The following is a 25,736-nucleotide window of genomic DNA, read 5'->3' on the forward strand; positions in this document are numbered from 1 at the left end:
TAGATGAGTTGTTATTTAATAAAGGTGGAGAATGGGCACAAGGTTGCCCGCTCCATCACTTCGGAAGAGGAGTATAAGCAGTTGCGTGGAAGCAATGAGCAGAAGGCGAATCTTCGCCTGGCTCGTGCCGGAAACGATGCTGCGAAACGGAGACTGGTGCAGTTTAATTACTCCGGCCATTATCCGCAAGGCGTGGTGAAGGGAATGAAACTGCCAAGCGGTGCTTTCGGATTTGATATGGATGAGCCGGAGGCTTTTGCCAAGGCTGCCAAGCTGCTGCTGAAGGAACCGGACAAGTACGGACTGCTGATGCTGGAACGCAGTGCAAGACAGGGTGGACATGCGGTGTTTGAACGTGAAAAGGGCAAGACGGTTCTGGAGAATCAGGTGAGGATTGCTACGATGCTCAAGTGCGAAATGGATACTTCGGCTCACGACATCAATCGTGTTTACTTCACTACCACATCGGATGACGAAGATTTGCTATTCCTTTCGCCACGGCTCTTCAAGGATACTTACGATGAGGCTGCTGTGGCTGCTGAAGGGAAGGTTCTAGAAGAGCGTGAAAGATACGGACAGGAGAAACTGCCGGAAGGAGCGCACAAGGCAAACAAGCATTATGAGCCTTGGAAGGAAGAATTCAAGAAGGATTCTCAGGGGGCTTTAAAGAGTCAGGAATTTAAGAATTCGAGAATTTCTTCTTCTGCTGCGTCATCTTCTGCTCCTTCATCTTCTTCTGCGTCCTCCTCTGCTGCTTCATCAGCTTCGACTCCCTCTGTCTCTCAGGACAATTACCTCGGGATTCCTTATGGCGAAATCATTAAGAAGTGGTGGCAGATGTATAATGACGGGCAGGAGCCGATGCGCTCCAACCGCAATACGCTGACCTTTGAGCTGGCAGTGAACCTGCGCCACATCTGCGGCTTCGATGGCAATCTGATGGCTCAGATTATTCCCTGCTATGATGGTTTTTCTGAGCAGGAGAAGATGGCTTGCATCAAGTCGGCACTCGGAGAAAAACTTACGCAAATGCCTAAGCGACTGAAAGATGTACTGGCTGCGCTGAGACAGGAAAAGTTGAAGCAAGCTACTCTGAAAGGCGTAACGCTTAAGGAGAACGAGGAACTGATCAATGCACTGGACGAGGCAAATGCCCAGGACGAACTGTTCTATTTCAAAGCCTTGCCCAAATTGCCGCAGGGAGTACGCGACTCGGTTAATGCTGTAGGGCCGACACTTGCTTTACCCGTGATTACCGCTATCTGTCCTGTCATCGGAATGCTGGCTACTGGCGTGAAAATCTCCATTCACGGCAAGATGAATTCGCTCAACCTCATCTCTTACATTGCCGGTGATTTTGCATCAGGCAAGGGAAGCATTGACCCGGTAATTAATGTCTGGACTTCGGAAGTAAAAGCAATGGACAAAATGTACCAGCAGAAGGAGGATGAATGGAGAGCCAAGAAGCGTGCGGCTAAGAACAAGAAGGAGCAGCCGGAAGAGCCGAAACTGCCGGTAAGATGCTTGACACTGAACAATACGGTGGCGAATCTTGCTGAAAGACTGGCGAATACTGAAGGCAAACACGCCTTCTCATTTACACCAGAAGCTGACACCGTAGCGCAGAAGTGGAAATCAGCGATGAGCGACTTTTCCGTCATGTTAAGACAGGCTTACGACGGAACAAGCTATGAGCGTGAGGCAAGAAGTGCAGATGCGGTGAATGTCCATATAGACAGACTGTTATGGAACGTAGTGATGTGCGGCACTCCCGATGCACTTTATCGAGTAGTGAACAATTATACGGATGGTTTCCAGAGCCGTATTGTCGTAGCGCGAACGCCGGACAACACGTTCACCCCGCTCACAGATAACCTCTTCGTGCTTACACCTCGCCAGCAAAGCAATATTCTGCAGATAGCACATCTGTTACCCATGATGGCAGGCGAAGTAGAACTGCCTAAGCTGGAAGCCAAGGGCAGGGAATGGCTGGAGCAGATAAGACTGGAGACGATGAAAGATGATGACAAAGTGAAAGCTCGCCAGCGTTTTCGTATCTGTCCTACCACGATGAGAATGATGGCGTGCATCATGCTCTGCAAGGTGGCAGAATCGCTGATACAGAAACTTGGAGCGGAAGAGGCAGAAACAAGATTGAAGGAGAATCCTCTCTTGTGGAAGGAAATGATTGTGAAAATGCAGACACCGAGCATGCTTTCAGCCTTTGATGTTCTGGCTAACTATCAGCTGGAGAATGCGCTCTATTTCTTTCGCAGTCGTATCGAAGCTGCTTTCTCATCCAAGGATTATTGCGGACAGGCACCTGCTGACCGCATTCGTCGTGGAAGAAACGATACTATCTTTGAGCGCTTAGACGTAACCTTCACTTTCGAACAGGCTCAGCAGCAGAGTGTTGCCATCAAGGGCGCTAACGTTACGCACGAGGCTGTAAGACAAATGCTGAAGAACTGGAAGCGACAGGGACTCATCAATATTCTGCCCGATTCGCGTTATCAGAAAGTAGCATCTACGGTTTAAATCCGGTCATTTCCGGTCATTAAGGTCAAGGTCATTAAGGTCATTAAGATTTTCGGTTTACCCTAATCCTTAATGACCACCCTTAAACCTTGGATTCAATTATAAATTATTAATTATTAATTGTAAATTATCATGCACATTTGTATATTTCGCCGCCGTTTCACTCCATGGGGAGTAGATGGCACAATGGTTATCAACGGTAAGTTTTTCTGCGGAACACTGGAGCGTCCTAAGGGTTATCTGAAAGCTGATGCTTACAGACTGGCACTTGTACCGGTTTCCAACCCGAAGTTTCTGAGGGATGATGAGAAGAGCAGAATCATGCCTGTTATTCTGAAGGAAAACGGCAGAGTACCGAAGACAATCTTGCGCAAGCCGTTCTTGGTTCCGGGTAATGGTCCTTATAAATTAATGTATGGCAGCATCATTCTGGGCAGATCCTACATTTCGGGCCTTGTGATTCATTCTGAGGAATACTTCTCGGAGTTTTGCGAGAAGGTGGATGAAGCAATCAGGAACAGGGAGCACATCACGCTCGTTATCAGAGACTGGGGCTTTGATGCGATTCCGCTTAAGTATTTATCACCTTTCAAATCATCCGTAAAATCATTATCATGCGTAAGATAAAAGAAATCATCATTCATTGCAGTGCGACCAAGGAAGGTCGCAACTTCACCGTAGCGGATATTGACCGCTGGCACCGTGAGCGCGGATTGCGCTGCATAGGTTATCATTTCGTGATTTATCGTGACGGCAGCATTCATGTAGGTCGTGCGATAGAGGAGGTCGGCGCCCATTGCAAGGGCCATAATTCCATCAGTATAGGCATTTGCTACATCGGTGGTTTATCAAAGAAAGGCAAGCCGAAGGATACAAGAACCCGAGACCAGAAAGCGGCAATGCGCTCGCTCATCGAGCAGCTGAAGGAGGAATATCCGTTAGCTACGATTCATGGTCATAATGAGTTTGCCAACAAGGCTTGTCCCTGCTTTGATGTGAAGAAGGAGTGGGGCTAACAGATAGGGAACGCGCTGCGTTCCCTATTTATACTTATTCTCCATGGGCAAAAGTGATGAACACTCCCGATGGAAAGACTCAGTACGTCCATGTATGGATGGAGAAGACTCAGAAACCTATCAATGTACCACTATCTAATGAGGCTCTTCGATACATGGAGAAGAAGGAAGATCCAGATGCAAAACTCTTCAAACTCCCTACAAGTGACGCAACCATCAACTACCACATCAAGAAATGGATGAAGGCTGCAAAGATAGACAAGAAGATTTCGTACCACTGTAGCCGACATACATTTGCCACAATGATGCTCACCCTTGGTGCAGACCTCTTTACTACAAGTAAGTTGCTTGGTCACACCAACGTTCACACAACTGAGATCTATGCAGATGTGGTGATGAACACAAAGGTCGATGCAGTCAACCTTGTTAGTGGTTTCTTTGGTTGATGGTTTGTGTTCAAATTAAGTTTGTGTTCAAAAAAGTCTTGAACAGATAACTGAACACTGGTAAATCGGTGTTCAATCAAGTCTTTGATTAAAATGAGAACTAAAACGGTAGTCATATACGCTCGCGTCAGCAGTATCGGTGACAGACAGAGCACAGATCGTCAGGTCAAGGACTTGACGGACTATGCTGTATATCAAAAGATGGAAGTCCGCAAGGTATTCGAGGAACACATTTCTGGTGCGAAAAAGAATGATGAGCGACCTGTATTGTGTGAGGCGATTAAGTATTGCAAGGAAAATCGTATTGATGTCCTTTTCGTCAGCGAATTGTCGAGATTGGGCAGGAATGCGTTTGAGGTTCTTGCCTCTGTCAAGGATTTGCTTGACTGTGGCATCAACCTTTATATCCAAAAGGAGCAGTTCATGCTTCTTGACAAGGAAGCAAACCATCTTTGTTTGCTCCTGTCATGATAGCGACCCTTTCCACCTGTGCTCAGTTGGAACGTGATAATATCTCATTCCGGCTGAACTCTGGTAGAAAGCAGTATGTCGAGAAAGGTGGAAAACTCGGCAGACCTACAGGTTCCACCAAGTCCCAGGATAAAAAGAGGGAAGAATATAGAGAGGTCATCAACCTTCTGAACAAGGGGTATGCCATCCGTGATGTTGCAAAACTCACGGGAAAAGGTATAAGCACTGTCCAGAGAGTTAAGAAGGAATTTGTGGCTTAAAGTTTGGTACCAATACAACACTTTTGTATGGACCTGCGAAACACCGCCTCATGAAAATGAGTTAAGTGTATAGTGATTTGCTATACCCTTTTGTAATAAACCAGGGTGGCGTTTTACCCCTGTGGTTTAACCAGATTCGTGAAACGCTAATTTAGTTTCTTAACCTGATTGGTGAAGTAACAATGAGGTTTCCAAACTAGGCTATTACCCTATGGCATTATATTAACATAATGATTATATGCTGCTTACACTTGTTTATTATATTTTATAGTAACATATAAGTAACATTTTAAAAGGACAGTATGTGTAATTTGATATGTTGATGAATGCGGTCTGATTATATTTGATATTTGATGAGTGTTTGTTCTCCTTCTTGCAAATTCACAACTGTTAGTCAAAAAACATGACAATTAATAAGATTGGCAATAATCAGAATAAATTGTCAATTGTTTTTATTTGCCGTGATAAAAGATACGGAATGTTAAATATTCGCAAAAATACGAAAGTAAATTTGGCGGTTTGAAATATTGTTCGTAATTTTGCGACCAGAAAAATTAAACAAACGCTTATTATGGCAGAAAAGAAATACTGTATAAAGACGGAAACACTGGCAGGATTTGCCAAGGCTCTCGGACATCCGGCTCGCATTGCTATCATGAAGTTTCTAGCAAAGCAAAACACTTGCTACTTTGGCGACATTCATGAGGAGTTGCCTATTGCTAAGGCTACTGTAAGTCAGCATTTGTCAGCATTGAAGGATGCAGGATTAATACAGGGTGAGATTGAAACGCCTAAAGTGAAGTATTGCATGAACCGTGAGAACTGGGCGTATGCTCAGCAGCTCTTCTCTGAGTTCTTTAACATGGAATTGTGCGAGAAGAAGGAGGATTGCTGCAAGTAAATCACTTTATCCTCAAACACACTCTTTGATCCAATTGTACCCTCGTCATTAGTTTCGAGTTTTTTTTAAAACCTATACGTTCGTTGTTTTGCGAATTGTAAACATTATTAATAATACAACCCAAGCCTTGTTACGGTTCTCATCCCTCGGGGAGAGTTAAGAGGAGGCACAAAAATTATGAAACAGATCAAAGTGTTGGTAAGCGCATGCGCTTGCAACCAGAAGTTTGCTTCGCTTGTCATGGCTGTAGTGAAGAACAGTTCAACCGCATCGTGGCCATTCTCTTCATCGGCGTCGGCATCTATTATTCAATCATCATCAATAATTAAGGACACAATTTAATGAGACATTTTATAATACTAATATTCTTATGGATAATATCTCTGTCACAGACAGCAGCCGCGCTTAACACATTTAAGGCAAAAATCATAGACGGAGACAGCGGCGAACCGCTAATAGGAGCGTCCGCAACTGTGGAGGGGACACAACTGGGAAATGTAGCCGACAAGGACGGTTTCGTGGAAATCACAGGTATCCCCGATGGTCCACAAACCATCAGGTTCAGCTATCTTGGATATGAGACAGAGGAAAAGAGTTATGTGTTTCCTTTGTCTGATGGCGAACCCTATGTAACAATTACACTTGAAGAGGGCGAAGACAACGAGCTGGAAAAGGTTGTTATCTCTGCAACCCGAGGCACCCGCACTTTCAGGGATATTCCGACGCGTGTGGAATTTATCGGTTCAGAGGAACTTGAAGAGAAAAATGTCATGAAGCCCGGTGATATAAGAATGCTGCTCAGCGAAAGCACTGGCATACAGACACAGCAGACTTCGGCCATCTCCGGCAACGCCATGATAAAAATACAGGGTCTTGACGGTAAATACACCCAAATTCTCCGTGACGGTTTTCCCGTTTTTTTCGGAGCTGCTGCCGGTCTCGGAATGTTACAGACTCCGCCCCTTGACCTGAGACAGGTCGAGATTATAAAAGGATCCTCAAGTACCCTCTATGGCGGTGGCGCCATCGCAGGTCTTGTCAATCTTGTAACCAAGACCCCCACAGAAAAGCGTGATTTTCAGATACAGCTTAACGGGACAACCGCAAAAGGGCTGGATGTCAACACTTTCTTCGGACAGCGTTTTGGCAAAGTCGGCACCACAGTCTTCGCATCCTACAATCGGAACTGGGCTTATGATCCCTCGCATGTGGGATTCACTGCCATACCTCAATTTGATAGGTTTACTGTAAATCCCACTCTTTTCCTGTACTTTACAGAGAGCACCAACCTTAATATAGGACTGGAGTCAATGGTCGAGAACCGTCTTGGAGGCAATATGGAATACATACGCCACGGATATTCAGAGGAACATCCATATTTTGAGCGGAACAAATCACAGCGTTATTCCTCGCGAATCTCATTCAAGCACAGATTTGATGATCAGAGCAGCCTTAACGTAAAGAACAGCGCGACACTCTACAAACGAGACATCACCATTCCTACATATAATTTTAATGGAGACCAGTGGTCAACATTCAGTGAAATCTCATACGTTAATTCGGGAGAAATCTCTGAATGGATTGTCGGTGGTAATGTATGGACCGAACGGTTCAACGAAAAGAGAATCACAAACAATCTTGACCGAGACTATTCACTCGACACCTATGGCATATTTGTGAACAACACCACAAACGTATCTGACCGGGTGATTCTTGAAGCCGGACTCCGTGGCGATTATGTCAAAGACTATGGATTTATAGTCCTTCCACGCATATCGGCACTTTTCAAACTGTCAGACAAATTCTCGACCCGTATTGGTGGAGGATTCGGCTATAAGCCACCCACAATATTCTCTGAGGAAAGCGAACGTCTTCAATTCGCAAACATTCTCCCTGTGGACAAAGATGTCAATAGCATAGAGCGAAGCTATGGGGCTCAGGCCGATGTGAATTACCGCACAAGCATCGCGGACGGCAGAGTCATTTTCACAGCTAACCAGCTCTTCTTCTTCACTTATCTGAGGCACCCGCTTGAACTGAGACCCCTGCACAACGGGCTTTACCAGTTCTTCAATATCAATGGAAACATGCGCAGCCTTGGCGCAGAGACAAATCTGAAAGTCAAGTATTCAGACTTCAGCCTGTTTCTCGGGTATACATTCAACCATGCCCGTGTAAGAGAGGACGGTCACACCTACGATAAGACGCTGACGCCTAAACACCGTCTCAATTCAGTGCTTATGTATGAGGTTGAGGATTCATGGCGTATAGGCTACGAACTTTACTATACCAGCCGTCAGCGACTCACCGATGGAATGTATGGCAAAGGATATGTGACAATGGGCCTTATGGTACAGAAAATTTGGGAGAAATTCTCAGTGTATGCAAACTTTGAAAACTTCACCGACCGCCGCCAGACAAGATTTGACACCATCTATACCGGCAGCGTCACAAATCCCGTTTTCCGTGATATTTATGCACCTCTCGACGGATTCGTGGCTAATTTTGGTGTGATTATCAAAATTTGATTAGTGATGTGATAACGTGGACACATCATATCGTTAGGACAAGACAGCGATATGCCTAAAGAACATGGCATATCGCTGTCTCGTGTTTATATACAGTATTCTCTTCGTCATTACGGCAGACTGGCAAGACCGCAATTGAAGGTGTATGGAATACCTCTTTTTAAGTTTTGTATACTGTAATCTATTTTGAAAGTTTCAGAATCCTTAACGCACCAGAAATTACGATGCAGAATATTATAAGCCCTACTACGGTAGCACGGCTTACACCGAATAGAACGCCAACGTCTTTCGGGGTAAGGAATGCCTTTTCTCGCAAGGATTTTATCTTCTCTTCCTCACGCAAAGCTTCGGCACTTTCTTTCTCATTTTTCTTCTTTTCGGATTCTCTTTTCCGGAAAGCGACACGTTCACAGCGTCTTGAACAGTATTTACTGGTCATTTTGCTGGCAACAAACTCCTTTCCACAGACTCCACACACCTTAATTATTCTCATTTTTACATGCTCTTTTTGGTTAATGAGGTCGTCGATTTTGTCTCAGACTGTCTCACATATTCTCAGTATTTCTCACGAGGTGCCAAACATGAGAAATGGTCGAAGGATTGAAACTGTCTCATTTTGTCTCAGAAGGTACCAAAACATAGATTTTTTCCTTTCCATTTTCTCACAGAATTGAGGGCCACGAATGAAATTTGAGCCAAAAATACACCAAAATATTGGTTTCAGCAAATTACAAATGGAATGTGTTAAAACGAAAAAAGCCACCTAAGTAGGTGGCTTGCAATCAGTTATAAAAATGTTCGTTTTAGAGCTGTCCAGGGGGTTACTTTCCGATGCAAAAGTGCTTGAAGATATTGTTTAGCGTTTCCTGGCTACTGATCTGTCCGCCAGTGATTTCACCCAATTCTTCCAATACCATTTTCAGGTCTTCGGCGATGATGTCGCCGCTCATGCCCATTTCCATCGACTCCAATACTCGGGAGAGGGAATTGTGGGCACGGAGAAGGGCCTCGTAATGGCGGGCACTCGTTATGATGACGTCGTTCTCGGTAATCTCAGGAATATCAGCGGCTTTTACTAATGCCTGCTCCAGGGATGAAACGTTCTCGCCTGTGCGGGCACTGATGAAGAGTGGGGATTCTCCTTCGCTGGCTTCTGATTCACTGGAATCTGAGCCGCAGGAATGGGTGAACTTATCGAACGCAAGTTTGTCATTCTCAAGTTTATCCATCTTATTAAATACCACCAGCAGCTTCTTGCCCTGGTTCTTCTGCTTCATCTCCCCGATTTCTGAGGCTGACGGCTGCTCATCCAATAGCCAGATTACTATCTTCGCCTCTTCCATCTTCTGGAAAGTGCGCTCTATTCCGATGTTCTCTACCACATCATCCGTCTTGCGGATTCCGGCTGTGTCAATAAAGCGGAAGGTGATTCCGTCGATGAGGGTGGTGTCTTCGATGACATCTCGGGTGGTTCCGTGAATGTCGCTCACGATTGCCTTCTCCTCGTGGAGCAGACGGTTGAGCAGGGTGCTCTTGCCCACATTCGTCTTGCCTACGATGGCTACGGCTACTCCCTGCTTTAGGGCATTGCCGGTTTCGAAGGAGTGGGCGAGGGTGGTAATCTTGTGATTGATTTCTTCGGCTAGTGCCTGGAGTTCGCTGCGGTCGGCAAACTCCAGTTCTTCGTGGTCGCTGAAGTCGAGCTCCAACTCCAGAAGCGAAGTCATCTTTAATAATTTTTCGCGAAGGAGGGAGAGTTCGTTGCTGAAATGACCCTTCAGTTGGCTGAGCGCCATCTTGTGGGTTGCCTTGTTGGTAGAGGCGATGAGATCAGCTACGGCTTCTGCCTGGGAGAGGTCCATCTTGCCGTTGAGATAGGCACGACGGGTGTATTCGCCCGGTTCTGCCTGGCGACATCCTACCTCTGTAAAGCGATGGAGAACCTGCTGAAGAATGTATCGGCTGCCATGACAGGAAATCTCGGTGGAGTTCTCGCCTGTATAACTGTGGGGTGCACGGAACACGCTCACCAGTACATCATCGATGGTGTTGCCATCCTTATCCTTGATTTCGCCATAATGCAGAGTGTAGGGCTTGGCTTCTTCCAGGGATTTGCCGTTGGCTGACTGGAAGATTTTGTCGGTGATGGTAATGGCGTTAGAGCCACTGAGTCGGATAATTCCGATAGCACCGCCGGCTGGGGTTGCCAGGGCGCAGATACATTCTTCTTGATTCATTTTTTATTGTTTAAATTCTATCTAATACAACCTTGATGAGATTGTCGATGGTGCTCTTGTAGCCTGTGTTGGCGCTGAGGGCACGGCGGTTGGCGATGACCATGCAGCAGGTTAATGCCTTATGACCGAGGAGAAGGGAAAGACCGGCAAGGGCTGAACTTTCCATCTCGAAGTTGTTGACGCGCAGACCGTTATACTCGAATGCTTCAATCTTCTGATTAAGTTCCGGGTCGGCAAGAGGGGCGCGGAGTTCGCGGCCCTGAGGACCGTAGAAACCGCCACAGGCTATAGTGATTCCGCGCACCATATCATCGCCGGCAATCTTCTCCAGCAGTTCTGGGTCGTTGTCTACGCAGTATGGATTGCCAATCTGGTCGTTCCATTTTACCTGGCGCTTGAATTCTGCCTCTGTTTCGAGGTCGCAGATTTCGTTGCGGCGAGCATAGAAGTTGATGAGTCCGTCGAAACCGATGCTCTTCTGCGAGGCTACGAAGGTTCCGGCTGGGCAGTTGAGCTGCAGGCCGCCGCAGGTTCCGATGCGCACGAGGGTGAGCGTGGTGTGCTCAGGTTTCTCGGTGCGGGTTTTGAAATCGATGTTCTTCAGCGCATCGAGCTCGTTGACTACGATATCGATGTTATCGCATCCTATTCCGGTGCTCTGCACGGTGATTCGCTTGCCTTTATATGTGCCGGTGATAGCGTGGAATTCCCGACTTGAAACTTCGCATTCCTTCTCATCGAAATGGGAGGCTACGAGGGCTACGCGACCTGGATCGCCAACGAGGATTACTTTATCAGCCACTTGTTCCGGGCGAAGATGAAGGTGGAAGCAGCTTCCGTCTTCATTGATAATCAATTCTGATTCTGCAAAATATTTGCTCATGGTTCTTTTGATTTTAAGTTATACATTATTTATATTAGGGCTTTGCGACCCTCTGAGTTTAAGATTAGCAAAGATACGAATAAAAAATGAAATGCGATATTTTTTTAATGATTTTAAACAGTAAAAAACACGAAGGGCAAATCCCGAAAATGGAACTTGCCCTTCTCTTTCAAATCTCTCTTCTTTTATATCTAGTAAAGACTGCCGATGAACGGAGCCTTTTGCCGGATATTCAGATATGGTTAAACCCGGATGAGGGGTTATGAATTCATAGAGAGCAGGAACTCGTCGTTGTTGCGAGTATGCTGCATATTCTTGTGGATGGTGCTCATCGCCTCGATAGAATTCATGTCGGACAGATACTTGCGCAGAATCCACATGCGGTCGAGCGTTGTCTTGTCCTGCAGCAGATCGTCGCGACGGGTAGACGAAGAAATGAGGTTGACAGCAGGGAAGATACGCTTGTTGCTGAGTGAGCGGTCGAGCTGCAACTCCATGTTACCTGTTCCCTTGAACTCCTCGAAGATGACTTCATCCATCTTACTACCTGTATCGATGAGGGCAGTAGCGATGATGGTGAGCGAACCGCCGCCTTCGATGTTACGCGCAGCACCGAAGAAACGCTTAGGCTTCTGGAGGGCGTTTGCATCTACACCACCGGTGAGCACCTTACCAGATGCAGGAGCTGTGGTGTTGTAGGCACGGGCGAGACGGGTGATGGAATCGAGGAAGATGACAACATCGTGTCCGCATTCTACCATTCTCTTAGCCTTCTCGAGCACGATTCCGGCAATCTTGACATGGCGCTCTGCTGGCTCGTCGAAGGTAGAGGCGATAACCTCTGCATTCACGGTGCGTGCCATGTCGGTAACCTCCTCAGGACGCTCGTCGATGAGCAGCATCATGAGGTAAGCCTCAGGATGGTTGGCTGCGATGGCGTTGGCAATATCCTTCATGAGGATGGTCTTACCGGTCTTAGGCTGAGCCACGATGAGCGCACGCTGACCCTTACCGATTGGCGAGAAGAGGTCTACGATGCGGGTGCTGAGATTGGTGGTGCGGCGGTCGCCACAGAGATTGAACTTCTCATCAGGGAAGAGTGGGGTGAGGTGCTCGAAAGGAACACGGTCACGAACCTCTGACGGGTCACGGCCATTGATCTTGATGATGCTGGTGAGCGGGAAGTATTTCTCGCCTTCGTGAGGCGGACGCACCTTGCACTCGATGACATCGCCAGTCTTCAGACCGAACTTCTTGACGAAGCTGGATGCTACATAAACATCGTCCGGTGAAGAAAGGTAATTGTAATCGCTGCTGCGCAGGAATCCGTAGCCCTCTGAAATCACTTCGAGCACACCGTTGGATTTCACGAGATTGCTGAAATCGTAGGCTGGTGCTTCCTGCTTGTTCTTGGCTGCAGGGGCAGCAGCAGGTGTGTGCTGGTGAGAAGTCTGCGGAGTGGTAGGACGGTCGAAGATGTCGACAGTAGGAATGGCAGCCTGGTCTTCGATAGGAATGTCGACTACCGGGATGAAATCGGTTCCATCGCCCGGATCACCCTTCCAGGTTCCGTCTGCATCGAGTTCTACCTTCATACCTTCAGTATAGTGGATAGGAGCTGACTCCGGTTTCTTATCGGTTGCAGTTTTTTCAGTAGCTTCTTCCTTTGCCTCCTCAGCTGGAGCCGGAGCTGCTGCCGGAGCTGGAGCTGCTGCTGCGTTCTGTGCATTCATCTTAGCCTGGAGCATCGCCTGCAAATCGCCGCTGATGTTAGCGCTCTCAGCGTTTCCGGCAGAGAACTGCTCTTCAGGAACGGCAGTTTGCTCAGGTGCTGCCTGCTCAGGAGCAGTCTGCTGGTTATCGGCTGTTGCCTCTTCCGGCTGTTCTGCCTCAGTAGCAGCCTGCTGGTTAGCCGTCTCCTGTGCATCTTTCGCCATCTGCGCTTCTATCTCGGCTTTTACCGCCTGATGCTTTCTGATGGCAGCTGCTCTGGCTTCTGCAATGGCTTCGAGTTCAGCCTTGCTTCTTCTGCCGCGGTGTTTCGGGAAGTTGGCAAGTACCTGAGCCTCGATGTCTTCGCCTGATTGGTTTAGAGTCTGCTTCTGGGCAGCTGATTGTAAACTCTGCTCTGCCGGACTGAACTGGATTTCTTCCTCAACCGCTGGGGCTGGTGCAGTTTCGTTCATAGCCTGAGGAGCAGTCTCGCCGCCGTTAGGACCCAATACCTGGTTCTTCTGCACGTCGAAATTCTCTCCTTCATTACCGTGTACGGAATAAACACGGTCTTCTTTCTTGGTTGCAATGCGGGTGCGCTTGCGCTTAGGGGCTGCTTCAGGAGCTGGCTGTTCTGCCTGGGCGTCGAGAATGGCGTAGACGATAGTTCCCTTGTTATCGCTCTTTTTTACCTTGGCTCCAAGTTCCTTGGCAATGTCCTTCAACTGAACGACACTCTTTGCTTGTAATTCTTCTTTGCTATACATATATTATATATTGTATATTAATGATTTTCTTTCTGAAATGTCGCGTTTCTGAATGGAAACACGGTATTGATTGATAAATTCGTGTGCAAAGATAATTAAAAAATTTGTTTCTGCCAAATATTTTGCCTATCTTTGCACAAAAAAAATAAAAATGGCTAGTCAAATACCCTATTTAGACGTTCAAAACCTCACCAAACGCTTTGGTGCACAGGTTCTTTTTGATAATATTTCCTTCTCTATCGCTGAAGGACAGAAAGTGGGACTCGTTGCGAGAAACGGCACGGGAAAGTCTACGCTCATGTCGGTGCTGATGGATAAAGAGGGACACGAGAGCGGAGACATCATCTACCGACGCGACTTGAAGGTGGGCTATCTGGAGCAGTCGCCGCAGTTTGATCCGGAGGAAAGTGTGCTGCAGGCGTGCTTCAATCATGAGGATGATCCGGAGAAGGTGCTGAAGGCGAAACAGATTCTCACACAGCTGCACATTACCAACCTGGAACAGCCGATGGGACAGCTCAGCGGCGGACAGCAGAAGCGAGTGGCGCTGGCGAATGTGCTGATTACGGAACCCGACTTCCTGATGCTGGATGAGCCGACCAACCATCTGGACCTGGAGATGATAGAGTGGCTGGAAGGTTATCTGAACCGCGGCAACAAGACCATCTTCATGGTTACGCACGACCGATTCTTCCTGGACAAGGTGTGCAATACGATTCTGGAACTCGACGACCGCACTATCTACACCTACCGCGGCAATTATGCTTATTATCTGGAGAAGAGGCAGGAGAGAATGGACAATCTGAGAGCCGAAATTCAGCACTCGAAGAATCTCTACCGAAGGGAACTCGACTGGATGCGCCGCCAGCCTCAGGCTCGCGGACACAAGGCGAAATACCGCGAGGATGCTTTCTACGAGCTGGAGAAGGTGGCGAAGCAGCGCATCGAAGACCGGCAGGTAAGGCTGAAGGCTTCCACCGTTTATATAGGTTCGAAGATTTTTGAATGCCAGTATGTGAGCAAGGCTTTCGACGACAGGGGACAAAAGAAGGTGATTCTCGACAACTTCTACTACAACTTTGCCCGCTTCGAGAAGATGGGTATTGTGGGTAATAACGGAACGGGAAAATCGACCTTCATCAAGATGCTGCTGGGCGAGGTTCAGCCCGACAGCGGCAAGTTTGACATCGGTGAGACGGTTCGCTTCGGCTATTTCTCGCAGGAGGGACTGAAATTTCGTGAAGACCAGAAGGTGATTGACGTGATTACGGAGATTGCTGATTACATAGATCTGGGCGGCGGCAAGCACATGACGGCTTCGCAGTTTCTGCAGTTCTTCCTCTTTACGCCCGAGGAGCAGCACAACTACGTTTACAAGCTGAGCGGCGGCGAGAAACGCAAGCTTTACCTCTGCACGGTACTGATGAGGAATCCGAACTTCCTGGTGCTGGACGAGCCGACCAACGACCTCGACATCCAGACGCTGCAGGTGTTGGAAGAATATCTTCAGGATTTTGCGGGTTGCGTCATCGTGGTGAGCCACGACCGCTATTTCATGGACAAGGTAGTAGACCATCTGCTGGTTTTCAAGGGCGAAGGCGAAATACAGGATTTCCCAGGCAACTATACGCAGTACAGGGAATGGATCCGGATGCAGGCGAAGGACGAGGCGGAACAGGCGAAACCGGCAAAGAGCGGAAATGCAACGGCAGAAAGCGACGGAGCTGGCACGGCCAAGCGCGATGCCAATTTTGAGAACAAGCGCAAGATGAGCTACAAGGAGAAGCGCGAATATGAGCAGCTGACCCAGGAAATTGATGCGCTGACCGAGGAACAGAAGAAGCTGGAAGAGGAACTCTGCAGCGGAAATTTATCGGTTGAGGAACTGACGGAGAAAAGCAAGCGCCTGCCTGAAATCAAGGATGAACTTGATGAGAAGGAAATGAGATGGCTGGAACTGGCTGAAATGCTCTAGACTTTGAACTTTGAGTGTTGAACATTGAACTTTATGATTAGTGATGTGCGGCCGTTAATAATAAACATTTATAAAAGAAAATAGAAAGAATGGAAATTAAGAAATCAGAATTTACAATATCGGCTCCACGAGTGAGCATGTGTCCGAAAGATACGAAGGCTGAATATGCTTTCATCGGCAGAAGTAATGTGGGAAAATCGAGCCTCATCAATATGCTCTGCAACCACAAGGGTTTGGCTAAAACTTCGGCCACACCGGGTAAGACGCTGCTTATCAACCACTTCATCATCAACAACGAATGGTATCTGGTTGACCTTCCTGGCTATGGTTTTGCCAAGCGTTCGAAAACCGTACAGAAGCAGCTGGAACAAATGATAAGCAGTTATATTCTGCAGCGCCAGCAGTTGGCTAATGTTTTTGTGCTCATCGACGTGCGCCACGACCAGCAGAAGATAGACCGCGAGTTTGTAGACTGGCTGGGCGAGAGCGGCGTTCCTTTCTGCATCGTCTTTACCAAGGCCGACAAGTTGGGTCCGGTCAAGGCTCGTATGAATGCGGAGAAATGGATGCATGCGCTGGAAGACCGCTGGGAAGCACTTCCACCTTATTTCATTACCAGTAGTGAAAAGAAGATGGGACGCGACGAGGTGCTCGACTATATTGACGAAATCAACAAATCGCTCGCCGGAGAATAATCTTTCGGGAGAGAATAAACCAACAGAGAATGAAACAGATTAATTGGGGATTTATCGGCTGCGGAGAAGTAACCGAAAAGAAAAGCGGACCGGCTTTCAACGAAGTGGAGGGTTCGCAGGTGGTGGCTGTGATGAGCCGAAGCGAGAACAAGGCACGCAGCTATGCTGAGCGCCATCATGTGCGCAAATGGTACACGGATGCATCGGAATTGATAGAAGACCCCGATGTGAATGCTGTTTACATCGCCACGCCACCTTCTTCTCACGCCACCTTCGCCATCATGGCGATGCATGCGGGCAAACCCTGCTATATAGAGAAACCGCTGGCAGCGAGCTACAACGACTGCATCCGCATCAACCGCATCAGCGAGCAAACGGGTGTTCCCTGCTTCGTAGCTTACTATCGCCGTTATCTTCCTTACTTCCAGAAGGTAAAGGAGATTATCGAGAGCGGAACCATCGGTAACGTGGTGAATGTTCAGGTGCGCTTCTCGGTTCCTCCGCGCGATCTCGACTTTCAGAGCGGCAAGGAAATGCCTTGGCGACTGCAGCCGGATATTGCGGGCGGCGGCTATTTCTACGACCTGGCTCCTCATCAGATAGATTTGCTCCAGAATCTGTTTGGTGTGATTACCCGTGCGCACGGCTATCCTGCCAACAGAGCGCATCTTTATCAGGCTGAAGATACGCTCTCAGCGTGCTTCTTCTTTGAGAGCGGAATTCCGGGCAGCGGAAGCTGGTGCTTCGTGGGACATGAGAGTGCGAAGGAAGACTGCATCGAGGTGATTGGCGAGAAAGGTTCGCTCTCATTCTCGGTGTTCACTTACCAGCCGATAGAAGTGATTACGAGCGAAGGAAAGAACTTGATTACGGTTCCGAATCCGCCTTATGTGCAGCTGCCGCTCATCAAGAGTGTGATTCAGCATCTGCAGGGAATAGGAAAATGCGACTGCACCAGCGTTTCGGCTACGGCTGTCAACTGGGTGCTGGACCGAGTATTGTGGAAGAACTGATTTTTTACAAAATCATCATCAGGATTAAAACGTAAGTTATGAAGAGATGTTTCTGTATAGTAGGATTTATCTGTTCCCTTGCCTGCACTTCGGCAAGGGCGGGGGAGCCCGTGGATTCTACCATGCTGGGAACGCTCTTCAACAAGACGATGTTCATGTCCAATTCCCAGGACAGCCTCGTGAAAGAGCGCCATCGCAAAACCTTCTTCCATCAGGTGGGAGATGTGTTCACCCGGTTCTTCAGAGAATTCAATAGTACGGATTCGGCTTATATCGAAGACCAGCATTACAATTATACGGTGATGCTGCAGAACACCAATACCTACGAGGAATATACGCTCAGAAACAGCGAAGGACAGAGCATTTCCTTCTCGCCTGATCCTTCTTACCGCCTGGGGCCTTATCTGGGCTGGCGATGGGTGTTTCTGGGTTATACGTTCGACCTGAAGCACATTAATTTCAGGAATAACCACACTAATAAAAAGGAGTTTGACCTGAGCCTCTACAGCAGTCTGCTGGGAATAGACCTGTTCTGGCGACAGACGGGAAATGATTATCATGTTCAGCGGATGAATCTAGGTGAACACATCGATTGTGCCCCTATCCGCAAGGCTCCTTTCGACGGTTTCAAATCGAGCATCAAGGGATTCAATCTTTATTACATCTTCAACCATCGCCGCTTCTCTTATCCTGCCGCCTATTCGCAGAGTACGGTGCAGCGGAGAAGTGCCGGTTCCATGCTTTTGGGAATCGGTTACACGGAGCATGAACTGGAGGTGGACTGGGATAAACTGACCAATCTTGTAGATGAACGGCTGAACAAAAATCTGACAAACGGGGGAACTCCGGAAGCCAAAATAGACAGTTCGCTGATGTTCAGCAAGGTGAAATACAGCGATGTGAACGTAACCTGCGGCTATGCTTACAACTGGGTTTTCGCCAAGAACTGGCTCTTCAACGCTTCGCTCTCGGTAGGTGTGGCTTACAACAGCTCGAAATCGGATAATGAAAGGGAACATCTGGACATTACCAACTTCAGTTTCAAGAATGTGAACCTGGATGGAATAGGCCGCTTCGGTATTGTGTGGAACAACACGCATTGGTACGCGGGCGCCAGCACCATCATCCATTCCTACAACTATAAGAAAAAACAGTTTTCTACCAACAATTCGTTTGGCTCACTCAATATTTATGTGGGTGTGAACTTCGGCAGGAAACGTCATCATTAACATATAAAAAGAGAAGAGATGAAAATATTTACGAAAATGGCAGCTGTCGTGCTGGCTTGCGTGCTGGCTGTTCCGGGAGAAGCCAGGGTGAATGTGGTTTACCAGCGGCAGGACAGTCTGCGGATTGTAGGACTGCTGCAGCAGGCAAGGGCGATGAAGAAGAAACCAGCCAGTTGGATGCTCTGGTTCGGCAAGCAGATGGCGGGCATTCCTTATGTGGGCGGCACGCTGGACCGGACGAAGGAAGAGGTGCTCATCGTGAACACCCGTGAGCTGGACTGCACCACATACGTAGAGATGGTTACGGCGCTCACCCTGTGCGCCAAGAAGAACGAGACTTCATTTTCGGCTTTCTGTGAACATCTCCGAAATGTGCGTTATGTGGGCGGAGAGGTTTCCTATGTGAAGCGCCAGCATTATTTCACGATTTGGATGGATGCAAGCGAGCGCGAGGGAATCGTAAAGAATATTGCGCCCAATCCTCCTTTCTCGGCCGTTCAGACCGTGAACATCAACTGGATGAGTACGCATGTTTCGAGCTATAAGATGCTTAAGGCTCATCCGGAATGGAAATCGGGAATCAGAAAACTGGAACAGAGTGTGAACGGCAAGCGTTACCGTTATGTTCCGAAGGGCAAGATTGCCAACACGGCAGTTTTCCGCAACGCTATTCACGATGGTGACATTATCGCCATCATTACCAACAAGAAGGGTCTCGACACGACCCACATCGGTATTGCTTCCTGGCACAAAGACGGATTGCATCTGCTCAACGCCAGCAGCATTCACAAGAAGGTGATTGATGAACCGATGACACTTTATACTTACATGCACAAACATCCGGTGCAAATAGGAATCAGGGTTTGCAGAGTTCAGTAAAAAAATATTAGAAAAGAAAAGATAAATGGAAGAGAAAAAGAATTTTGAAGCGATTTTCAAGGAAGATCTTTATCAATATCTGCTGAGTATTGATAAGGTAGATGCTCATTTGCCGGAAGCTCCGGATTTGGAAGAGCTGTGGCAGAAAGTAGGCGAGAGTTATCTGCCTGATGCGATTCGCGAGTTTGCCAAATATCCTACGGTTTCATTGGGTTGGATCATGTATGTAGGAATGGCGCTTGCCAAGTATTGGGATGAGGATTGGGAACTCTACAGCAAGGTAGAGAATCATTATGAATATCTTCGTGACAGAATAGATTTCGACCACATGGATGATTACATCTGCGAAAAGGTTCTGCTGCTGAATGAGGAAGCGCATAAGGCTGTTACGAATGTAGTGGCAGAATGTGCTTCGCGCTCTTACAGCAAGTTGATTCATCTGAATCTGCAGCCTGGAAGCGAGGAAGCCTTCCGGGGTTTCGTTGCCGCCCTTCACCAGATGTTCCTCATGGGAATAGCCGTAGAGCTAAAAATGCTGGGTTACCACATGACTAAAATGTAAAAGAAAGTCCGTAAGCGTTCTGTTAAAATGTCTACGGACTTTCTTACTTATTACTAAAATTATTACTTCATTTTCTTGAGATATTCTCCAGCGCGGGAATCGCCGAGTTCCTGAGCTTTCTTCAGGTTCTTGATGGCCTCTTCCTTATTTCCTTTCTCCTTCTGGAGCAGACCTAAGAGAAGGTAGCCGTCAGCATATTCAGGAGCCAACTCTATGCAATGGGTGGCTGCGCTGATTCCTTCATCATAACGCTTTACACGCAAGTCGAGACTTGCCCATTCTGCAAAATATGTAGGCTCTTTAGGAGCCAGGTAACAGGTGCGGGCAATATCAAGCAGGGCTGGCTGCCACATGCGTAACTTGGTTTCGCATTGGTAACGGGTGTAGAAGAAGGCTGGCGAAACAGGACGGGCAATGGAATCGTACATATTATAATCCTGAATAGCGCGGTGGAATTCACCCTGCTCCTTCAGAAATTCTCCACGTGCCAGATAATAATTCGCAACCATTCCGGTCTTGTTTCCAACGCTTACCGCACTATCGAGCAAAACCTCAATCTCCTTGGCTGGAGCCTTGAGATTCTTCTTAGCCTGGGCAGCCTCAAAATAGAGTTCGCCGCTGAGAAGTGAAGTATTGGTCAAATCCATAAAAGTATCGTAAGCTTTCTGATACTCACCCTTTACAAAATTAATCTGCGCTTCCTGATGGCGGTAAATAGGCTGAGCCTTGATTTCGTATGCCTTCTGAGCCTCAGCTATGGCCTTATCAAGCGTCCAGTCCTTATAAACAGAATCGCCCTTGTAAATAATCTTCTGATAAATCAGGTCGGCATAGTTGGAATGAGCCTCATCCTTGGCAGCCGATTTCTTAATGCCTTCTTCCATCAGTTTGGCAGCTGCATCATATTCTGCCTTATCCGTCAGATAAGCGGCTTTCTCCTTGTAACCGAAGGCTGAAGTAGGGAATTTGCTGATAAACTCATCGCTATATTTCGCATACTCATCAGCTGTAGTCTGGCCCTTCTTCAGAGTCATCATCGTCATCGCTTCGTTCTCTGTATCAGGAAGAGCTGTACGGATGGTGGTTTGGCGAAGGGCTGCATCAAGACTCGAAAGACCGGTTACTTTCAGCTGCTTGGCGTAGTTGGCGTCGATGGCCGTTACCTGACCATTGCTGTGCATCAGACCGATGACCTGGCCGTTCTTGTTGGCAAACGGACAACCTACTGCATTTTCGGGAGCACTATTTGAGAAGATGTAATAGTTGTACGTAGTCTTGAACTTCTCTACGCTGCTGATGTCCTCCTGCTGGTAAGCCGGCTTCTTGATAGAATATGGAACCAGCCAGACCTTGTCGCCAGCAGCCGATTCCTTGGTTGCGATAGGGGCTGCAACGGTAGAGGCGTTGATGCGGAATTTAGCCACATCATAGAGTTCATCAGCTCCCATGATGGCCTCAACAGGAATCGATTTGCCGGAAGCGTCAACAACGCTTGCCTTTACAGCTCCGACAAATGGTTTGAAGGTGCTGATAGCCGTTCCCTTGTTGTCGATAAAAACACCTTGGGTAGAGGCGATAATGTCGCCTTTCTGATTGAAAGTAGTCAAGGTGAAAACGCTCTTAGCCAGTTTCTGAACCGAACCCGGCTGGGCATAGAGGGACGATGCTCCGAGCATCAGTCCCATCATGATCATATTTATTTTTTTCATAATCTTATTTGTGTTGCTTGTGCTTATTGAGCAACTCCTTAGCATTTGCCAGGGCAGCAGGCGTAATGTCGCTTCCGCTGAGCATCTGGGCGATTTCTTCTATACGCTGCTGCTCGTTGAGTTCCTTCATGTGAGAAAGAGTTCCCTCTTCGGTTTCTTCTTTCAGAACCTTGTAATGATGGGTTCCCATGGAAGCAATCTGCGGCAGGTGGGTGATGGAAATAACCTGGCGGTTCAGGTTGCCCATCTCTGTCATGATTTCCGCCATCTTTTCAGCAATCTTACCGCTTACTCCCGTGTCGATTTCATCGAAGATGATGGTTGGCAGTTTTACGGCGCCGCTGATCATGGCCTTCAGAGAAAGCATGACGCGGGCGATTTCTCCACCGGAAGCAACCTGACTCACCGGCTGAAGAAGCGTGCTCTTGTTGGCGCTGAACAGGAAATTGACCTTGTCAACACCATCAGAACTGAGCGGCTTGGCGGAGAATGAAATTTCGAAGCGGACGTTTGGAATTCCCAGAGGAATGAGACGTTTCTTCATTTCTTCTTCTATCTTTCTAGCCGATTTCGTTCGGATGGCAGTCAGATCACCAGCCAGCTTTTCAGCCTTGGCAAGCAGAAGGGCAACTTGCTTTTCCAGCTCTTCTATGTCTTCATCTCCATTATCTATGTGCTGTAGCTGTTCGTTGATTCGCTCGCGAGTGGCGATGAGTTCTTCTACATTTTCCACATGGAATTTCTGCTGGAGCGAGTAGAGCTGGTCAAGCCGGGAATTGATGGTTTCAAGCCGGTTCGGGTCAAACTCAACATTGTCAACGCTTCCGCTTATTTCCTGGGCAATATCCTTGAGTTCTATATAGCTGCTCTGCATTCGCTCAGCTACCTCTTTCACATCCGGATAAACCTCCTTGATGTTGTCAATCTGCTGGGCTGCATTCTTCAGCTTGTCGAGAATGCTGCCGTCTTCGCCCGAGAGTGCATTATCTGCCTCATAGAGCGCAGTCTTGATGTCTTCAGAATGGCTCAGGGTTCCTGCTTCCTGTTCCAGTTGCTCAAGTTCGCCTTCCTGTAGGTTTGCATCATCCAGTTCCTTAAACTGGAAGCGCATGAATTCCTCGTTCTCCTTGTTCTTTGCGATTTCCGCTTTCAGGTCTTCCAGCTGCTGCTTAGCCTTTTTATAGTTCTTGTATTCGGCAAGATAAGCCTTCTTCTGCTTTTCATCGTGGGCAATAATGTCGACCACGCTGAGCTGGAAGTCTTCCTTCTGCAGTAGGAGGTTCTGATGCTGCGAATGAATATCGACGAGCTGTTCGCCCAGTTCTCTCATCTTGCTCAGGGGGACGGGCGTGTCGTTGATGAAGGCACGGCTCTTTCCGGCAGCTGTCAGTTCGCGGCGGATGATGGTGTCTTCTGCATCATAATCAATATCGTTAGCATCGAAGAAATCCTGCATTCCGTATTTTGACAGGTCGAAGTGGGCTTCAATCACGCATCGGTCTCTTCCTGCCTTAATGGCCTTGCTGTCAGCACGGTTGCCTAGGAGCAGTCCGATGGCTCCGAGAATGATGCTCTTTCCGGCACCCGTCTCGCCCGTGATGACTGAGAATCCTGGATAAAGAGGTATGTCCAACTCGTCAATCAACGTGAAATTCTTGATGTATAATTGCTTGAGCATAATTTCTTATCTTATTATTTTAAAGGAACTTAACCTACCTAGGAAGAATCTTTGCTTTATCATCCGAGAAGTTGCCTCGAATCATTCTGCATGTAGCCTTATTCCTTGATTTTGTCCCAATATGAATTTTGAGAAGGATTGATGGAGAAGAGCAGCTCATAAATGCTTTCTTTCTCTTTCTGAGTGCCATGTTTCTGATAGATGTTAGCAAGCTCGTCCTTCTTATAGTCGGTCCAGATTTGTGGCAGCAGACTGAGCGGTCTGTCCGTACGTGCCTTCTTCAGATCCTGGAGCAGGGTGTTGGTGATTTCAGTTCTGCCTCGTTCCACATTATTCGCCATTTCATCGAGCCCTTTTCTGTAATAGTTGTATTGCAGCATTCTGAAAGGTTCCATGGCTCCGTCGAGATAATCGGAAATGATGGCGAACCGGTTTCTGTTGTCACTAAACGCTTTCCAGCCCGGAAAATCAAGATTCTGGGCGTTGTTGGTGAGGTTCATGCAACGTTGCAGAATGTCTTCACCACCTTTAGGCGCAAAACTGTCAAGATCTAAACCGATGATGAGGTAAGCATAGTAGGCGAGCAGAGCCGTTAGCTGGTTGTCAATCCGCTCTTCGGTAAACTCCAGCTGATCGAACTCGGCAAACTTGAACGTGAAGTTTTCATCCACATTATTATATAAGGTGGACGTATAGGCTGAATTGTAGACGGGACGGTTGGCCTGGATGAGCGCCTTGCAGGTAAAGATATTCTGGTCTTTATCATACTTGCTTACCGTGATATTGAAGTTGCACACGATGCGCTCGTTCTTCCTGAATTGAAGATTCGTCCATTGCCTGTCGTTCACAAACTGCTCAAGAGTTTGCTGCAGATTATCGAATACCCGTTTTTCCGTGCCCTGAATCTGTGCATGGTTGATGGTAATCTTAGCCTGCAACTCCTGAGCGGCTGATGTGATGGGACTACAAGAGATGAGCCAGCTCGTTGATAATGTCGCGAGCCACTTCAGTTTTCGGTTTCTTCTCATATTCTTTCTTATCCTCTTCAGAAATAATCGTTATCTGGTTGTCATCCGTACGGAATGTGGTTCCCGGATTGCGAGTAGAGTTAAGCACGATGAAATCGGCATTTTTCTTTTTGCGTTTTTTCTGTGCATTAGCTTCTTCATCGTTGGTTTCCAGGGCGAAAGCCACAATTCGCTGATGTTTTTGTTTCATTTTGCCAAGGGCTGCAGCAATATCGTGAGTAGGGACGAGGCGGAGTTCCAAATCATCTTTCTCGCGCTTGATTTTCCTGTCTGCAATCTCGGTTGGTTTGAAATCAGCAACAGCAGCACAGAGAATGGCAGCATCGGTTGAGGCGAAGGCTTGTGTGGCAGCCTGGTACATTTCCTCGCAACTTTCTACATCGATGCGATGAATGGCTTCAGAACAGCTGAGCGAAACCGGACCTGCAACCAGCGTAACCTCAGCACCACGGCGGCAGCACTCTTCAGCAAGGGCAAAGCCCATTTTGCCGGAAGAATAATTACCGATGAAACGTACCGGGTCAATCTTTTCGTAAGTTGGTCCGGCTGTAATCATGATCTTCTTGCCTTTCAAATCGAGCTTATCGCTTTTTTTTTCCTTGCAGTTTTCTGATGCAGCTTCATCGGTCTCTGCATTCTGCTGAGCCTGTTCATCGAAGAATCTGTCAAGGCATTCTACGATAATATCAGGTTCTTCCATGCGTCCCTTTCCTTCCAGTCCGCTTGCCAGGAATCCCACTTCAGGTTCTATGATGTGATTTCCATAGCCCAGAAGTGTTTTCATGTTGGCTTGGGTAGAAGGATGCTTATACATGTCGAGGTCCATGGCTGGAGCGATGAAAACAGGCGCTTTCATCGACAGATAGGTTGTGATGAGCATGTTGTCAGCAATTCCGTGAGCCATCTTTCCCATGGTAGAGGCTGTGCAAGGAGCGATGAGCATGGCGTCGGCCCACAGACCTAAGTCTACGTGCGAATTCCAGGTTCCATCGCGCTGCGAGAAGAATTCGCTTACCACAGGCTTATGCGTAAGAGCCGAAAGGGTGATGGGAGTGATAAACTCCTTTCCTGCAGGCGTAATGACCACCTGCACTTCGGCTTCGCGCTTGATGAGACCTCGTATGATGAGGCAAGACTTGTAGGCTGCAATAGAGCCCGTAATGCCCAATACGATTTTCTTTCCTTTTAACATGAATTTTTCTAACAGT

21 protein-coding genes and 1 pseudogene are annotated in these 25,736 nt (G+C 47.6%); 14 read left to right on the top strand and 8 right to left on the bottom strand.

Features of this window, described 5'->3' with window-relative positions; genetic code table 11:
* Positions 1 to 3 precede the first annotated feature (3 nt).
* The 8 genes and pseudogenes from RCO84_RS05445 to RCO84_RS05480 all read left to right on the top strand — a co-directional run bounded on the left by RCO84_RS05445 (position 4) and on the right by RCO84_RS05480 (position 8,160).
* A complete protein-coding gene (locus RCO84_RS05445; protein ID WP_317584247.1) occupies positions 4 to 2,538 on the top strand; it encodes a DUF3987 domain-containing protein in 2,535 nt (844 codons plus the stop codon).
* A 132-nt stretch (positions 2,539 to 2,670) separates the two neighbouring features.
* Positions 2,671 to 3,165: a hypothetical protein gene (locus RCO84_RS05450; protein WP_144154312.1), complete on the top strand. Its 495-nt coding sequence runs from the start codon at positions 2,671 to 2,673 to the stop codon at positions 3,163 to 3,165.
* Entirely contained in the window at positions 3,153 to 3,554 is a 402-nt protein-coding gene (locus tag RCO84_RS05455) for an N-acetylmuramoyl-L-alanine amidase (RefSeq protein WP_317573921.1), read from the top strand. The genes RCO84_RS05450 and RCO84_RS05455 overlap by 13 nt, the downstream gene beginning before the upstream one ends.
* Positions 3,555 to 3,610: 56 nt before the next feature.
* A complete protein-coding gene (locus tag RCO84_RS05460; RefSeq protein ID WP_317584250.1) occupies positions 3,611 to 4,000 on the top strand; it encodes a site-specific integrase in 390 nt (129 codons plus the stop codon).
* Between the two features lie 93 nt (positions 4,001 to 4,093).
* Positions 4,094 to 4,731, top strand: a pseudogene (locus RCO84_RS05465) (recombinase family protein).
* Positions 4,732 to 5,302: 571 nt separating this feature from the next.
* Positions 5,303 to 5,632: an ArsR/SmtB family transcription factor gene (locus RCO84_RS05470; protein WP_004364815.1), complete on the top strand. Its 330-nt coding sequence runs from the start codon at positions 5,303 to 5,305 to the stop codon at positions 5,630 to 5,632.
* A gap of 206 nt (positions 5,633 to 5,838) precedes the next feature.
* Positions 5,839 to 5,961, top strand: a complete 123-nt coding sequence (locus RCO84_RS05475; RefSeq protein WP_264957755.1) for a hypothetical protein — start codon at positions 5,839 to 5,841, stop codon at positions 5,959 to 5,961.
* A 12-nt stretch (positions 5,962 to 5,973) separates the two neighbouring features.
* A complete protein-coding gene (locus tag RCO84_RS05480; protein WP_317584253.1) occupies positions 5,974 to 8,160 on the top strand; it encodes a TonB-dependent receptor in 2,187 nt (728 codons plus the stop codon).
* Between the two features lie 181 nt (positions 8,161 to 8,341).
* Here the strand turns inward: RCO84_RS05480 and RCO84_RS05485 are convergent, their stop codons facing one another.
* From RCO84_RS05485 to rho, 4 genes are all read right to left on the bottom strand, one after another.
* Entirely contained in the window at positions 8,342 to 8,653 is a 312-nt protein-coding gene (locus RCO84_RS05485; protein WP_144154324.1) for a hypothetical protein, read from the bottom strand.
* A gap of 328 nt (positions 8,654 to 8,981) precedes the next feature.
* A complete protein-coding gene (gene mnmE / locus RCO84_RS05490; protein WP_317584256.1) occupies positions 8,982 to 10,397 on the bottom strand; it encodes a tRNA uridine-5-carboxymethylaminomethyl(34) synthesis GTPase MnmE in 1,416 nt (471 codons plus the stop codon).
* Between the two features lie 10 nt (positions 10,398 to 10,407).
* Complete coding sequence (locus RCO84_RS05495; RefSeq protein WP_287611418.1) at positions 10,408 to 11,280, bottom strand: nucleoside phosphorylase; 873 nt, start codon at positions 11,278 to 11,280, stop codon at positions 10,408 to 10,410.
* A gap of 260 nt (positions 11,281 to 11,540) precedes the next feature.
* A complete protein-coding gene (gene rho, locus RCO84_RS05500) occupies positions 11,541 to 13,760 on the bottom strand; it encodes a transcription termination factor Rho (RefSeq protein ID WP_317584258.1) in 2,220 nt (739 codons plus the stop codon).
* Positions 13,761 to 13,911: 151 nt separating this feature from the next.
* Here rho and RCO84_RS05505 point away from each other — a divergent pair, with 151 nt between their 5' ends.
* The 6 genes from RCO84_RS05505 to RCO84_RS05530 all read left to right on the top strand — a co-directional run bounded on the left by RCO84_RS05505 (position 13,912) and on the right by RCO84_RS05530 (position 20,113).
* Complete coding sequence (locus RCO84_RS05505) at positions 13,912 to 15,735, top strand: ABC-F family ATP-binding cassette domain-containing protein (protein WP_218482685.1); 1,824 nt, start codon at positions 13,912 to 13,914, stop codon at positions 15,733 to 15,735.
* Positions 15,736 to 15,824: 89 nt separating this feature from the next.
* Positions 15,825 to 16,430 carry a ribosome biogenesis GTP-binding protein YihA/YsxC gene (yihA, locus tag RCO84_RS05510; protein ID WP_022120663.1) on the top strand — a complete coding sequence of 202 codons (606 nt, stop codon included), beginning with the start codon at positions 15,825 to 15,827 and terminating at the stop codon, positions 16,428 to 16,430.
* 29 nt (positions 16,431 to 16,459) lie between these two features.
* Positions 16,460 to 17,443 (top strand): Gfo/Idh/MocA family protein, encoded by a 984-nt coding sequence (locus RCO84_RS05515; RefSeq protein ID WP_144153223.1) that lies wholly within the window; start codon positions 16,460 to 16,462, stop codon positions 17,441 to 17,443.
* Positions 17,444 to 17,598: 155 nt separating this feature from the next.
* Positions 17,599 to 18,672 (top strand): DUF4421 domain-containing protein, encoded by a 1,074-nt coding sequence (locus RCO84_RS05520; RefSeq protein ID WP_144153360.1) that lies wholly within the window; start codon positions 17,599 to 17,601, stop codon positions 18,670 to 18,672.
* A gap of 18 nt (positions 18,673 to 18,690) precedes the next feature.
* Positions 18,691 to 19,551 carry an N-acetylmuramoyl-L-alanine amidase-like domain-containing protein gene (locus RCO84_RS05525; protein WP_317584260.1) on the top strand — a complete coding sequence of 287 codons (861 nt, stop codon included), beginning with the start codon at positions 18,691 to 18,693 and terminating at the stop codon, positions 19,549 to 19,551.
* Between the two features lie 25 nt (positions 19,552 to 19,576).
* Positions 19,577 to 20,113 (top strand): hypothetical protein, encoded by a 537-nt coding sequence (locus RCO84_RS05530; protein WP_022120659.1) that lies wholly within the window; start codon positions 19,577 to 19,579, stop codon positions 20,111 to 20,113.
* A 62-nt stretch (positions 20,114 to 20,175) separates the two neighbouring features.
* Here RCO84_RS05530 and RCO84_RS05535 read toward each other — a convergent pair whose 3' ends face one another.
* The 4 genes from RCO84_RS05535 to RCO84_RS05550 form a co-directional block, all read right to left on the bottom strand.
* Complete coding sequence (locus RCO84_RS05535; RefSeq protein ID WP_317584262.1) at positions 20,176 to 21,822, bottom strand: tetratricopeptide repeat protein; 1,647 nt, start codon at positions 21,820 to 21,822, stop codon at positions 20,176 to 20,178.
* A 4-nt stretch (positions 21,823 to 21,826) separates the two neighbouring features.
* Positions 21,827 to 23,500, bottom strand: a complete 1,674-nt coding sequence (gene recN, locus RCO84_RS05540) for a DNA repair protein RecN (protein ID WP_317584263.1) — start codon at positions 23,498 to 23,500, stop codon at positions 21,827 to 21,829.
* A gap of 98 nt (positions 23,501 to 23,598) precedes the next feature.
* The gene (porD, locus tag RCO84_RS05545) at positions 23,599 to 24,528 is read right to left on the bottom strand and encodes a type IX secretion system protein PorD (RefSeq protein ID WP_228113213.1); all 930 of its coding nucleotides are present in this window, start codon (positions 24,526 to 24,528) and stop codon (positions 23,599 to 23,601) included.
* Complete coding sequence (locus RCO84_RS05550; RefSeq protein ID WP_317584265.1) at positions 24,464 to 25,720, bottom strand: bifunctional phosphopantothenoylcysteine decarboxylase/phosphopantothenate synthase; 1,257 nt, start codon at positions 25,718 to 25,720, stop codon at positions 24,464 to 24,466. Before RCO84_RS05550 ends, porD begins: the two co-directional genes overlap by 65 nt.
* Positions 25,721 to 25,736 lie beyond the last annotated feature (16 nt).

The organism is Segatella copri (genome assembly GCF_949820605.1).
GTDB lineage: Bacteria > Bacteroidota > Bacteroidia > Bacteroidales > Bacteroidaceae > Prevotella.